This window comes from Bordetella flabilis, from assembly GCF_001676725.1.
GTDB classification, from domain to species: Bacteria; Pseudomonadota; Gammaproteobacteria; order Burkholderiales; family Burkholderiaceae_B; genus Bordetella_C; species Bordetella_C flabilis.
The window spans coordinates 4,947,911-4,961,389 of the sequence record NZ_CP016172.1; the positions used below are offsets into that span (position 1 = coordinate 4,947,911).

A 13,479-nucleotide genomic window follows, 5' to 3' on the forward strand; every position below is an offset into this window, starting at 1 on the left:
CTGCGACGCAGTATCGGCCCCCCGCCGTCGAATTTTCATGAAATGAAAACGAAGTCGGACCCGACCCTTGCAATCGGCGCCCGCGCGGCGCGGCGCCGTGATGCGCCCGCCATGCACCGCTTTGGAGCATCGAGCGCGTTGTGGCGCCGTGCCGGTTCGCCGGTGGCGACGCACGCCTGCCCGCCGGCCGGCATGATGTCCCGCGCGCCTCCGCCCCGTAAGGGATCCCGCTTCAGGACGGGTCGGTATTGTAAATAGCGGCCAAACGTCCTAGCATAGGTAGAACGATTTACTAAATCGTTCTACTACACCTATAACGGAGACAAGACAATGACCCTGCCTGCCCTTTCCCGCCGCACTTTCCTCAAGACCACGGCCGGCGCCGGCGTTGCCCTCGCCGCGCCGCGGCTGATGGCCGCGCCCGCCACCGTCGCGCTGCGCTGCTCCATTTCGCAGCCCGCCGACCAGAATTCGGCCCAGTACATCTGGTACGAGCGCTTCGCCGCGGATCTCAAGCAGTCCGTGGGCGACCGCATTCGCGTCGACATCTTCCCGAATGGACAACTCGGGAAGGAGTCGGACGTGGTGCAGCAGGTCAGGCTTGGGTCCATAGACATGATGATCACGGGCAGCTCCATCTGGGCCACGGCACTGCCGGAGCTTGCCTTGCTGGACATGGGCTTCGTCTTCGACAGCTGGGACCACGTAAACAAGTCGGTCGACGCGGGCGTGGGCGAGCAGTTCAACAAGCTGCTGCAGGCGCGCACGGGCTGCACCTTCATTGGATGGGGCAACCACTTCAATGCACGCAGCGTCTACACCAAGAAAGTGGTCGAGCACGACGCCGACCTGAAGAACGTCAAATTGCGCGTACTGCCCACGCCCATCTTCGTCGAGACCTTCAAGCTGATGGGCGCCATTCCGACGCCGATCCCGATCAATGAGCTGTACACGGCGGTGCAGACCGGCGTGGTTGACGGTTTCGAGCACGACGCGGCCACGGTGCTGTCGAGCAAGTTCAACGAGGTGGTCACCAACTGCTGGCTCACCAACCACCTGTTCAGCCCGTCCATCACGGCCATCGGCAAGCGCGGCATGAGCAAGCTCCCCAAGGACCTGGCGCCGGCCTTCCTGAAGGCGGCCACCGAGGCCTCCCAATACCAGCGCCAGGTGGCCGGCAGCAAGGGCACCGAAGCCCTTGCGGCATTGCAGAAGGGTGGCATCCAGTTCCACCCCATGGACCCCGCCGAACGCCAGCGGATCCGCCAGACGATGGAAGACAAGCTGTGGCCCGGCGTGACGGCGCAGTATCCGGTCACCAAGCCCATGCTCGACATCATCAACCAGTCGCGCGCCTGAGCGCCCTCCGACAGCCGGACCACGCGCGACGGCATGCGCGGCAACGCCATGCCCGCCGGATGCGCCGGCACGATGCCGCCCTGGCGGCAGGGATGACAGCATGAATGCACATGTAATGACGGGGACCGGCGCAGCCGCCCACCCGCAGGCCGGCCATGACGGCACGGCGCGGCTATGGCCGTGGCTGGACCGGCTTTGCACCTTCATCGAATATTTCTGCGGCGCGGTCCTGGCCGTGGACGTCGGCGTAGTCTTCGTCTCGGTGATCCTGCGCTACTTCCTGCACAGCCCGGTGGATTGGGCCGAGGAAGCCGCGCGCGGGCTCATGGTGACGCTGGTATTCCTGGGCGGCGCCACGGTGCTGGCGCGGCGCCAGCACGTCGGCATCGAGGTCTTCCGCGGGCTGTTGCCGGCGGCGTGGCGCGAGCCGGCCGTGCAGCTGGGCGGCTGGGCGGTCGCCGGGGTCTCCGGCGCGCTGTGCTATTCGTCATGGGAGCTGCTGCTCGACTCCGTGAATGTGACCACGCCCATCGGGTCGCCCCAATGGCTCAGCGTGCTGCCGGTCTTCCTCGGCGCCCTGGTCATGACCGTCGTGGGGATCGCCAACGCCGTCAGCGGTGCGCGGCGCGCCACCTGGACGACCCTGGCCGCGGCCATCGCGCTGTGCGTGGCCGTGTGGGCCTGGAACAGCTACCTGCCCGAAGCCTGGGCCATCAGGCCCTGGCTGCTGCTCACGCTGGCTTTCCTGGGCAGCCTGCTCGCCGGGGTGCCGATCGCCTTCGTACTGGCCCTGTCGGCGCTGGTGTACTTCCTGGCCGAGCCTACCCTGCCGCTGATCATCTATTCGCAGCAGGTCATGGCCGGGATGGACCACTTCGTGCTGCTCGCCATTCCCTTCTTCGTGCTGGCCGGCCTGGTCATGGAGGCCAACGGCATGTCGACGCGGCTCATCGAGCTGCTGGTGCGGATGTTCGGGCGGGTGCGTGGCTCGATGAATCTCATCACGATCTTGGCCACGGCCTTCTTCTCCGGCGTATCGGGGTCCAAGCTGGCGGACATCGCGGCGGTGGGCGGCATCGTGGTGCCGGCGGTGCGACGCACCGAGCAGGACGTCAACGAAACCGCCGCGGTGCTGGCCTGCTCCGCCGTCATGGCCGAGACGATCCCCCCCTGCGTCAACCTCATCATCCTGGGCTTCGTCGCGAATATCTCCATAGGCGGGCTGTTCCTGGCCGGCCTGGTGCCGGCCGCCGTGCTCGCCACGGGCCTGTCCGCCATGGCCATCTACTTCGGCAGGAAGATCGATCCACGCCGTGCCTTCCCGGTGCGCATGCCCTGGCCGCAGTTGCTGGGCGGCGCTGTCATCGCGCTGGTCATGGTGGGCATGATAGGCAAGGGCGTGACATCCGGCGTCGCGACCTCGACCGAGGTATCGGCCTTCGCGGTCGTCTATGCGCTGGGCGCCGGCGCCCTGGCCTTCCGCGAACTGACGCTGCGCGCCATCGTCGCCCTGTTCGTGCGCGCCGCGGCCATGGCCGGGGGCATCCTGTTCATCATCGCCGCGGCCTCCAGCGTGGCCTTCGCGCTGACGGTGCAGCAATTGCCGGGCTTTCTCTCCGACACCATGACGCAGCTGGCGCACAACTACGGCAGCACCGCCTTCATCCTGGTGTCCGCCCTGCTGATGGTGGTGTTCGGCGCCATCCTCGAAGGCGCGCCAGCCCTCATCATCTTCGGGCCGCTGCTCACGCCTATCGCCCAGCAGGTCGGCGTGCATCCGCTGCACTTCGGCACCGTGGTGGTGATCGCCATGGGACTGGGGCTGTTCAGCCCGCCGTTCGGCCTGGGCCTGTTCGCCACCTGCGCGATGACCGGCACGCGCGTCGAACAGGTATCGCGACCGATGGTCAAATACCTCGTCCTGCTCGTAATCATGCTTATAGTGCTCATCTTCGTGCCCGCGATCAGCCTGTGGGTGCCCCGCCTGATGAACATGGCTTGAGTAGACGCAATGACAACGATCCAGGATGTGGCCGCGCTGGCCGGCGTTTCGGTCAGTTCGGTTTCCAATGTGCTGAATGGCCGGACCGACCGGCTCAGCCGCGATACCTACCAGCGCGTGGAGGACGCCATCCGCGAACTGGGCTACCGGCCGAACCTGGTCGCGCGCCAGCTCAAGACCGGCCATGCCCCGCTGATCGGTCTGCTGGTGCCCTCCACCGCCAACCCGATGTTCGGCGAGCTGGCCGTCCATGTCGAGGCCGCCGCGCGCGACGCCCATGGCTACCGCGTGCTGCTGGGCAACACCCACCGCGATCGCGAGCAGGAATCGCGCACTTTCCAGGACCTCATGGCCCTGGGAGTGCGCGGCGTCATCCTGGCCTCGTCGCGCACCGACGAAGACCATCTGGAAGCCGCCATCGCGCGCGGCCTGGCCGTGGTCAGCTATGACCGCGGCGGCGATGGCGACGCGCGTTCGCGCATCGACCATGTGTCGCCGGATAACCGCCTGGCGTCGCGGCTGGCGGTCCAGCACCTCGCCGCGCACGGCCACCGCAGGCTGGCGCTCGCCACACCGGACATCAAGACGGTCAGCCGCTCGCTCAAGCGCGACGGCTTCCTGGAAGCGGCGCGCGATGCCGGCCTGGCCGATGGCGTGCGGGTCATCGAGGGCGCGACAGGCCCGGGCTACGGCGATTCGCACCTGGCCGACGTCGGCTACGCCATGGCCGGCCGCATCGCCGCCATGAAGGACCGCCCCACCGGCATCATCGCCATCAATGACATGATGGCCCTGGGGCTGATGGCCGGACTGCGCCAGGCCGGCCTGGCCGTCCCCGGCGATGTCTCCGTCATCGGCATGGACAACCTGGTCATGACGGCCTACGCCAATCCGCCCCTGACCACGGTGGAAATGCCCAGCGCGCAGATGGCGCAGGCCATGGTCGCCATGGTCGTCGAACGCCTGGCGCAACCCGAGCTGCCCGCGCGGGAAGTGTTGTTCCAGCCCCGGCTCATCGAAAGGCAATCGGTGGCGTCTCCGACGCCCGCCGCAGCATCCGCGCGTCCCCGCGCCCGGTCCCCACGGAAACCCCACGCATGACCACCATACTGTTGACGCATTCCCCGCAGGCGCTGGCCAACTATTACGGCGATCGCGCCCTGGCAGCGCTGCGCGCGCTCGGGGAAGTCCGCCTGAATCCCGGCCCCGATCCGGGCACGCCGGAGCAACTGATCCGCCTGGCGCAGGGCTGCCGCATCGTGGTGTCCAGCCGGCTGGCCGCCGCGCCCGCCGCGGTCTTCGATGCCCTGCCCGACCTGGTCGCCTACTGCCGTGTGGCGGTGGATATCCGCAATATCGACGTCGACGCCGCCAGCCGCAACGGCGTGCTGGTGACGCGCGCGACACCGGGCTTCGATGCCTCGGTGTCCGAATGGATCATCGGCGTCATGGTGGACGCCAGCCGCCATATCAGCCAGGCGGCCGCGGCCTACTGGCAGCACCGGCCCGCGCAGGTGGCCATGGGGCGCGAGTTGCGCGGCGCCACCGTGGGCATCATCGGCCACGGCCATATCGGCCGCTACCTGGCGCGGTTGACCCTGGCGTTCGGCATGCGGGTCCTGGTCCACGACCCCGCGCCACAGTCCCTGCCGGAAGGCATGCGGCAGGTCGCCCTGCACACCCTGTTGGCGGAATCCGACTACGTGGTTTGCCTTGCTCCCGCCCTGCCCGAAACGGCGAACCTCATGGGCCGGGAGGCGTTCAGCCGCATGAAGGGCGATGCAGTCTTCATCAATGCGTCGCGGGGCGAACTGGTCGACGAGCAGGCCCTGCGCGAAGCCCTGGACAGCGGCGTGATCGCGGCTTGCGCGCTGGATGTAGGCCGCGCGGCAGACCAGATGCCCTCCCCCTGGCTGGCGGCGCATCCGCGGGTGATCGCCACTCCGCACATCGGCGGCCTGACACCGCAGGCGGCCGAGCACCAGGCCATGGACAGCGTGCAACAGGTCCGCGCCATCCTCGCGGGCGACATGCCGCCGTATGCGGTCAACCCGGAGCAGGCCACGCGGCTGCGCCGGCTGGCCCGGTAGCCGGTCACCCGCGTCGATACCGCGAGCCGATAAAGACAGACGCTGCCGACAGCCTTTGCCCATGACCGGGCACATCGAACACCGAGGAGGAAAGTCGCGATGAACACGCCGATACTTGAAGCGCCCCCCGGGGCCTGCGATTGCCACATGCACGTCTACGAACTGACCCGCTATCCCCTGGCGCCCACCGCCACCTTCCCGCCGCCGCAGGCATCCTGGGATGACTACCTGCAGGTGCGGCAGGCGCTTGGACTGGAACGGGCATTGATCGTCCAGGCCACCGGTTATGGCTTCGACAACCGCTGCGCGCTGGACGCGCTGGCGCAAGCGCAGGGAACGGCCCGCATGATCGCGACGCTGCCGGTCGACACGCCGGAGGCGGAACTGCAGTCGCTGCATGCCGCCGGCGTACGCGGCGTACGGTTCATGATGCTGCCCAACAGCGGCGGCCTGATGCAATGGGACATGCTGGCGCCCATGGCGCGCCGCATCGCCGACCTGGGCTGGGTCATCAACCTGCAACTGGACGGCCGCGAACTGGCCGACCACGCGGCACGGTTGCGCGACCTGCCGTGCCGCGTCAGCATCGACCACAACGGCAAGTTCCTGACGCCCGTGCCGACCTCGCACCCCGGCTTCCAGGCGCTGCTGCGGCTGCTGGACACGGGCAACGTATGGGTAAAGCTTTCCGCGCCCTACGAAACCTCGCAGGTGGGGCCGCCGCGCTACGACGATGTGAGCGCGCTGGCCCGGGCCCTGGCGTCGGGCTATCCGGACCGCTGCCTTTGGGCCAGCAATTATCCCCACCCGGGCCGCGCGGACCGTCCGGACAACGCGGCGATGCTCGACATGCTGCTGCACTGGGTGCCGGACGAAGCCTCGCGACGCAAGATCCTGGTGGACAATCCGGCGCAGCTGTATGGGTTCTGAGCAGCCGGCTCCCCACACACGCCGCGCGACGCGGCGACCTGCCGCCACGTCACCATGGACCTTGGCGGCGGGTTCTAGACCTTCCCGTAGCTGCGCTGCAGGCCGATCCTGCTCGCCACTTCGGTCCAGCGAACGATCTCCGAGCCGCTGAGCGCCGCGAACTCTGCGCTGCCCAGGACGGTGGCCTCGAATCCGGCCCCTTCGATCTTGCTCGCCATCTTCGGATCGCGCATGGCGGAGACCACGTCGCCGGCCACTTTATCGATGACTTTGGGCGGTGTGCCCGGCAGGCCGTACAGGCCCAGCCAGCTGCTGACGTTGAAGTCCCTGATGCCGCTCTCTTCGACGGTGGGCACGTCGGGCAGGTGCTTGGAGCGTTGGCGGCTGGTCACCGCCAACGCGCGCAGCCGGCCGGCGCGTATCAATGACACATACGAAGGCAGGCTGCTGATGCCGAGATCCAGGCCGCCGTTCACCACGTCCACCACGATCTCGTTCGGGCCGCGGTAAGGCACGTAGGTCATCTTGATGCCGGTACGCATCATGAACAGTTCCGTCGCCAGGTGTGGCGAGCTGCCACGGTCATTGGCGCCGCATGTGAACGGCCGGTCGGTCGACTTGCGCGCGGCGTCGAGCAGCTGCTGCAGGTTCGTGTAGGGGGAGTTCTGGCCCACGACGATGACGTTGGCGAAGTCGGCCACCTGGGCGATGGGAACGATGGACTTGGCGATATCGATGGGCAAGTCCGTCATCGTGGCAATGGGCAGGATGGTGCCAAGCCCACCGCCGATCAGGGTGTAGCCGTCGGCCTTCCTGGTCAGCGCATATTGCAGTCCGATCACCCCGCTGGCGCCGGCCTTGTTCTCGACGACCATGTTGTAGCCGTGCACGTCCGACATGGCCTGCGCGGTGATGCGGGTGACGATGTCCACCGCGCTGCCCGGCGGGAATGGCACGACGACACGGACGGGTCCTTCCGGGTATGCGCCCTGCGCCAGCGCGGGACGAAACACGGACAAGGCGGGCAAGGCGACGAGCGCCTTCACGACGGTACGACGGTGCATGACTTTCCCCTGTTCTATCGGATTGGATGGGACGATCGCCGATCGCCCCGACGGTGGCTCCCCCGGGGCCGCGCTGCCGCGGCTGCCTTTCTGCTTACGGTCTGCGTACTGCGTACTGCGTGCTGCGTGCTGCGTACTGCCTCAACCCACGCGAGCGGCGCGCGGTGGCACCGCGCCGGGCATGAGCGCGTCCCAATCGGCACCGCCCATGAACTGCCCCCAGCGCCGGTAGAAGGCCCGAGCGTTTTCCTCGGAGTACTCGCCGTGCACCGCCCCGGTGATGTGCGGCACCGGCTGCACATGGCCGATGCCCATCTGGTAATTGAAATAGAGCTTCTGCGATTCCGTTCCGACGCAGGCTTCGGTGGCGCCGGTCCAGTTCTCCATATCGTCCGACTCCGTGAGTCCGCCCGGGCCGGAGTAGCGCAGGTAATAGTGGCGCGCGGCTTCCTTCACTTCCTCGGGCGCGTCCTTGTCGATCAGGTACATCCGCCACATCTCCATTTCCGTGCCGCTGATCGGATGGAACACGGCAAGCGAACGCGGCTGGTGCGCATGGAAGGACATGTTCGGGAATATCGTGCCGACGGCATGCGGCGTCACGCGCAGGGAATCGCCCAGGCGCGCGACGCGCGCATCGTAGACCTTGCGGAAGTAGGCCTCGGCGACGGGGTGGTTCTGGAACTGGCTCTTGAAGGGCGGCTCTTCGAATGCCGGCAGGCGGCCGATGGAGCCGTGGCCCAGATCCGGAAAGGCGACACAGACCCGGCCTTCGGTGAAGTCGCGCCTGCCCTTGCCGGCGCTCGGTCCGATGCCGACCAGGTCCACGGAACGGTGGCTGATGTCGTGGTGGCGGTCGCCGATGAAGTTTTCCGGGGCGAATTTCCAGTTGCACTTCACGCGCCACTTCTGCACGCCGCCGATGACCTCCGAGCCGCCTTCGCTGCCGTCGCGGTGGTCCAGCGCGGCATCCAGGTACAGGCGCATGTCGCCCAGGTAATCTTCGAAGGGCGGCGCGGCGGGGTCCCAGGTGGCGAAGATCGCCCCCTTGTAGTTGCACACCTGCGCCACCGTCTTCAGGCCCCAGGCCTTTTTATCCAGTTCGCCCTTGTAGTGCGTGGCGTGGCCCGGCACGCCGACCAGTTCGCCGGGGCGCTCGACCAGCTTGCCGTCGGTGGAAAAGCTCCAGCCGTGGTACGGACAGGTGAAGGTGCGGTTGTTGCCGTGATCGTAGCGGCACAGCTTCATGCCGCGGTGCGCGCAGCTGTTGAGCATGACCTGTATCCTGCCCTGGCGGTCGCGCGTCAGGATGACCGATTCGCCGCCCATGCGGGAAACAAAGTAGTCGTCCGGCTTGGGAACCAGGCTCTCGTGCCCGACGAACAGCCAGGCGCGCGAGAAGATCCGCTCCAGTTCCATGCGGTATATCTCGTCGCTGGCGAAAATCTCACGACTGACGAGGCCGGCGTCGGCCTGGACCAATGTTTCCACGCTTCGCATAGTAGGTTTCCATAAATACTATAAAGTCGGCGGCCTATCCTAGGCAGGCCGGCGCAAGCGGTGCAAGTTAGTATTTACGCGAAGACGAATGTGCAAAATGCCCGGGAAAACACTGGTTTTGGCAAAAATTTCACGGGAGCGCGGAAGCATTCCGCGAGGTCGTCGACCTCGCGCTGGGGAAAGTACCAGTACGAAAATACGACAAACTCGACTACAACCTTATCAATGGTGGAACGGGAACAACCCATGGCATTCCTGAAAAAAGAACCCATCCCCGCGCTGCGCGCCGATGCCAACCTGACTGACCGCATTACCGATCTGCTGGTGGCCGAAATCACGGGCGGGCAGTATTCCGTGGGTGAAGTGCTGCCGCCGGAGCAAGTCATCGCCGACCGCCTGAATGTCTCGCGCACGGTATTGCGCGAGGCGGTGTCGCGGCTGAAGGCCGAAGGCCTGGTGCAGAGCAAGCAGGGCGTCGGGCTCACCGTCATGCTGACCACCCGGCCCGCCGTGCTGCGCATGATGGCCGCCGAACAGGGCGATGCGGAGCAGGTCCTGCGCATCGTCGAACTGCGGCGCGGCTTCGAGATCGAGGCGGCGACACTCGCTGCGCAGCGCCGCACCGACGGCGACCTCGCCGCCATGCGCGCGGCCCTGGATGCCATGGCGCAGGCCATTGCGGACGGCGACGTCGCGGCCGGCGTCGAAGCCGATCTCGGTTTTCACCGCGCGGTGGCCCTGGCCACCAGGAACGAACACTACCTGAGCTTTTTCGATTTCCTGGCGGGGTTGCTGAAGCAGAACCTGCGCGTATCGCGCTCGCGGTCCGCCAAGCTCGCCGGGCGCGCCAGCCAGGCGCAGCGCGAGCATGAAACGCTGTTCGCCGCGATCGAGGCCGGTGATCCCGAGGCCGCGCGCGACCACGCGCGCACGCACGTGGAGCACACCGAGGCGCGGCTGCGCTCCACCCAGGCCATGGACTGGCATTGAGTCGGTCCGCGCCCACCTGCCCCCAGCACCGCGCACGCATGGCGTGCACCGTCGCTTGCTACCGAGGATAGATCCATGCAGACCACGCCTGACGTACTCGACGACCAAACGGATACCGCGGCCCCGTACCTCGATGGGGATCCGAAGCTGTGGTGGGAGATCCAGCAGTTCATGCACTACGAGGCGGACCTGCTGGACAGCCGGCAGTTCGATGCCTGGCTGACACTGCTGGACGAAGACATCGCCTACCGCATGCCGCTGGCCCGCAATGTGCGCCGCGATGCCATCTCCACCGAATACACAAAACCTGGGGAGGCCGCGTGGTTCGACGAAGGCATCGAAACGCTGCGCCAGCGCGTCGCGCAGATCAATACCGGCATCCACTGGGCCGAGGAGCCCGCTTCGCGCATCTCGCATCTCGTCACCAATGTCCGCATCCTGGCCGTGGACGGCGCGGCCGAAGGAGGCGAACGCGTCACGGTGAGATCGCGCTTCCTGGTCTACCAGAACCGCCTGCAGGGAGAGGTGTCGCTATTCGTCGGCAAGCGCAACGACGTGCTGCGCCGCCATGGCCGTGGATGGAAAGTCCTGTCCCGCGAAATCCATCTGGACCAGAACGTATTGCTGGCCAAGGCGCTGACGACGTTCTTCTGATCGCCGCCACAACGGAGGGGGGGAGACAACAATGACAAGCAGCCGCGTACACACGGCCATCATCGGCGCCGGCCACGCCGGCGTGGAATGCGCCTGCGCGCTGCGCAGCATGGGTGTCGAAGAGCCGATCGCCCTGATCAGCGACGAGGCGCACGCACCGTACGAACGGCCGCCGCTGTCCAAGGCCTTGCTGCACGGGGCCACCGATATGGCGCGGATCATGCTGCGCAGCCCGGCCGTCTTCGACAAGCTGGACTTGGTCCGCCTGCAGGGCGATCCGGTGACCGCGCTGGACCCGGCCGCGGGCAGCCTGCGCACGCAGTCCGGCCGTGAACTGCATTTCACGAACGCCGTACTGGCCACCGGCGCCGTGGCGCGCACCCTTCCGGGCCTGCGGGGCCAGGGCGTGTACGCGGTGCGCAACGCCGACGACAGCCTGGCGCTGCATGCGGCCCTGGTGCCGGGCAGCAGGCTGCTGGTCGTCGGCGGCGGCTACCTGGGCCTGGAAGCCGCGTCGACGGCGGCCAAGATGGGCGTCGAGGTCATCGTCCTGGAGGTGGCCGACTGCATCATGCCGGGCAAGGTGTCCGCGCCGACGGCCGAGCGCTTTGCCGATATGCACCGCGGCGCCGGCATCCTGCTGGTGCATGACATCGCCGTGAAGGAATGGCGGCATGAAGGCGGCCAGTGGCATGCAAGGCTGGCCGACGGCCGCGCATTCAGCGCGCCGTCCGTACTGGTCGCCATCGGCGCCGCCGCCAATACGGCGCTGGCCGAGCAGGCCGGACTGGCGTGCCAGGGCGGCGTGGTGATCGACGCGTATTGCCGCACCTCGGCGCCCAACGTCTACGCCATCGGCGACTGTGCCATTGGCTACCGCCCGGAGCTGCGCCGCGCGCTGCGTGTCGAAAGCGTGCAGAACGCAATGGCCCAGGCCCGCATCGCCGCGGCGGCCATTGCCGGCAAGGCCCCGGCGCCGGTGCGCGTGCCGACCTTCTGGTCGGAGCAGCAGGGCCGCCGACTGCAGATGGCCGGCATGGTCGACCCCATGCGGCCCTGCCGCGACGAGATCATCGACACGCCGCGCGGCTGGATGGTCGAGCGCTACCAGGACGAGCGCCTTGTCGCGGTGGAAGCGGTGGACAGCCCGGCGGACTTCGTCCGGGCGGTGCAACGCCTCAGCGCGGCGCAACCCGTGCCGGCATGAAGCCGCCGCAACCACAAGATTCCTATCCCGTTTGATGCAGGAAACATCATGCCCGTAGCGATATTCGAATTGCCCGACGGTACGCAGCACACCGCGGACGTGCCCGAAGACTGGTCCTTGATGGAGGCCGCGCGCCGCGACGGCCTGGACGGCATCGTCGCGGAGTGCGGCGGCGGCGCCATCTGCGGCACCTGCCACGTGCACGTCGAGCAGGCGTGGTTCGAGCGCCTGGAGCCGGCCGGCCCTACCGAGGATGCGCTGCTCGAAGTCGTGCCCGAGCGTTCGCCCACCAGCCGGCTGTCCTGTCAGGTCATCATGACGCCCGCACTGGACGGCATACGCGTGCGCGTTCCCAGCGAACAGCTGTCGATGTGACGCGTTCGCCCATCCTGTCCACACTGGGAGTGCCACATGGCTGACTGGAAAACCGTAAACCTCGTCGAATTGGCGACGGGCGACAAGGTACGCATGGCCGACGGCGCCATCGCCGAGGTCGTCGAGAACCCGCAGGACGGCTTCTGGGTGATCGTCCGCTATCTCGAACACCCCACCGAGCCGGCCGTAGTCAACGGCGAGGAAGTGCAAGTCTTCGCCACCGATATCGAGGGCGTGCAGGGATGATTCCCCGCGCGCTTTCCCTTCCCTTTCCTCTGGAGTCCCAACCATGACCAAGAAGCCCTGCATCATCGTCACCGCGCCCGTACCGCCGGACCTGCGCCAGTTGCTGGACGCATCCTGCGAAACGGTCGACGTGCCCACCGGCAAGAGCCCGCTGGAGGCCCTGCCGCAGTCCCAGTGGGGCGCCATCGACGGCATGGTGTGCACGGTGAAGACCCGCGTCGACGCGGCGCTGCTGGACGCGCTGCCGGCGCTGAAGGTCGTGTCGAACTTCGCGGTCGGCTTCGATAACGTCGACATGGACGCCGCCAATGCACGCAAGGTGCTGGTGTGCAATACGCCGGGCGTGCTCGACGGCGCGGTGGCCGACCTGACCATCGGGCTGATGCTGTGCGTGGCCCGCAACCTCGTGGCCGGCGACGCCTTCGTACGCTCCGGCGACTGGACCAAGGGCGCCTTCCCGCTGGCCACGGATATCCGCGGCAAGACGCTGGGCCTGCTGGGCATGGGCCGCATCGGCCGCGTCGTCGCCCGTACCGCGCGCGCCTTCGACATGGATGTCATCTACCACAACCGCAAGCCCGACCCCGAGGCCGAGGGCCTGGCCCGCTATGTATCGCGCGATGCCCTGTTCTCGGAGTCCGACGTGGTCAGCGTGCACATTCCCCTTACCGCGGAGACGCGCCAGAGCGTGGGCGCGCGCGAGTTCGGCCTGATGAAGAAATCGGCCATCCTGCTCAATACCGCGCGTGGCGCGGTGGTGGACGAGGAGGCGCTGATCGCGGCGCTGAAGGACGGCACCATCGCCGGCGCCGGCCTGGACGTCATGACGACGGAACCCTTGCCGCCGACCAGCCCCCTGGTGCAGATGCCCAACGTGGTGCTCCAGGCGCACATCGGCAGCGCGACGGTGGAGACGCGCCGCGCCATGATCGACCTGGCGGTGCGCAACCTCGTCGACTCCATGACCGGCAAGCAGCCCAAGGCCATGGTGAACGCGCAAGCCTGGCCGCTGGCGCGCCAGGCGAAGGCTGCCTGAAGCCGGTCCCTGTCCCGCGCCCGTTC

13 protein-coding genes are annotated in these 13,479 nt (G+C 67.5%); 11 read left to right on the top strand and 2 right to left on the bottom strand.

Going from position 1 to position 13,479, the window contains the following annotated elements; translation table 11 throughout:
* Window positions 1-330 precede the first annotated feature (330 nt).
* From dctP to BAU07_RS22085, 5 genes are all read left to right on the top strand, one after another.
* A complete protein-coding gene (gene dctP, locus BAU07_RS22065) occupies window positions 331-1,359 on the top strand; it encodes a TRAP transporter substrate-binding protein DctP (RefSeq protein WP_335617527.1) in 1,029 nt (342 codons plus the stop codon).
* A 100-nt stretch (window positions 1,360-1,459) separates the two neighbouring features.
* Window positions 1,460-3,361 carry a TRAP transporter large permease gene (locus tag BAU07_RS22070; protein ID WP_066662533.1) on the top strand — a complete coding sequence of 634 codons (1,902 nt, stop codon included), beginning with the start codon at window positions 1,460-1,462 and terminating at the stop codon, window positions 3,359-3,361.
* A 9-nt stretch (window positions 3,362-3,370) separates the two neighbouring features.
* Window positions 3,371-4,462: a LacI family DNA-binding transcriptional regulator gene (locus BAU07_RS22075; protein ID WP_066662540.1), complete on the top strand. Its 1,092-nt coding sequence runs from the start codon at window positions 3,371-3,373 to the stop codon at window positions 4,460-4,462.
* Complete coding sequence (locus BAU07_RS22080; RefSeq protein ID WP_066662543.1) at window positions 4,459-5,451, top strand: NAD(P)-dependent oxidoreductase; 993 nt, start codon at window positions 4,459-4,461, stop codon at window positions 5,449-5,451. Before BAU07_RS22075 ends, BAU07_RS22080 begins: the two co-directional genes overlap by 4 nt.
* 99 nt (window positions 5,452-5,550) lie before the next feature.
* Entirely contained in the window at window positions 5,551-6,381 is an 831-nt protein-coding gene (locus tag BAU07_RS22085; protein WP_066662546.1) for an amidohydrolase family protein, read from the top strand.
* A gap of 74 nt (window positions 6,382-6,455) precedes the next feature.
* On the opposite strand, the gene BAU07_RS22090 is transcribed toward BAU07_RS22085, so the two are convergent.
* Both BAU07_RS22090 and BAU07_RS22095 read right to left on the bottom strand, forming a co-directional pair.
* A complete protein-coding gene (locus tag BAU07_RS22090) occupies window positions 6,456-7,445 on the bottom strand; it encodes a Bug family tripartite tricarboxylate transporter substrate binding protein (RefSeq protein WP_066662549.1) in 990 nt (329 codons plus the stop codon).
* Window positions 7,446-7,586: 141 nt separating this feature from the next.
* Complete coding sequence (locus tag BAU07_RS22095) at window positions 7,587-8,945, bottom strand: aromatic ring-hydroxylating oxygenase subunit alpha (protein ID WP_066662553.1); 1,359 nt, start codon at window positions 8,943-8,945, stop codon at window positions 7,587-7,589.
* A 246-nt stretch (window positions 8,946-9,191) separates the two neighbouring features.
* On the opposite strand from BAU07_RS22095, the gene BAU07_RS22100 reads away from it, so the two are divergent.
* The 6 genes from BAU07_RS22100 (at window position 9,192) to BAU07_RS22125 (ending at window position 13,453) form a co-directional block, all read left to right on the top strand.
* Window positions 9,192-9,935, top strand: coding sequence for a FadR/GntR family transcriptional regulator (locus tag BAU07_RS22100; RefSeq protein ID WP_066665633.1), 744 nt, complete (start codon window positions 9,192-9,194; stop codon window positions 9,933-9,935).
* Window positions 9,936-10,010: 75 nt separating this feature from the next.
* Window positions 10,011-10,589, top strand: coding sequence for a 3-phenylpropionate/cinnamic acid dioxygenase subunit beta (locus BAU07_RS22105; RefSeq protein ID WP_084025917.1), 579 nt, complete (start codon window positions 10,011-10,013; stop codon window positions 10,587-10,589).
* A gap of 31 nt (window positions 10,590-10,620) precedes the next feature.
* On the top strand, window positions 10,621-11,796 hold the full coding sequence (locus tag BAU07_RS22110; protein ID WP_084025918.1) for an NAD(P)/FAD-dependent oxidoreductase: 1,176 nt from the start codon (window positions 10,621-10,623) through the stop codon (window positions 11,794-11,796).
* A gap of 48 nt (window positions 11,797-11,844) precedes the next feature.
* A complete protein-coding gene (locus tag BAU07_RS22115) occupies window positions 11,845-12,171 on the top strand; it encodes a 2Fe-2S iron-sulfur cluster-binding protein (RefSeq protein ID WP_066662560.1) in 327 nt (108 codons plus the stop codon).
* Window positions 12,172-12,207: 36 nt separating this feature from the next.
* Window positions 12,208-12,417 carry a hypothetical protein gene (locus BAU07_RS22120; protein ID WP_066662562.1) on the top strand — a complete coding sequence of 70 codons (210 nt, stop codon included), beginning with the start codon at window positions 12,208-12,210 and terminating at the stop codon, window positions 12,415-12,417.
* A 43-nt stretch (window positions 12,418-12,460) separates the two neighbouring features.
* Complete coding sequence (locus BAU07_RS22125) at window positions 12,461-13,453, top strand: 2-hydroxyacid dehydrogenase (protein WP_066662564.1); 993 nt, start codon at window positions 12,461-12,463, stop codon at window positions 13,451-13,453.
* Window positions 13,454-13,479: the final 26 nt, after the last annotated feature.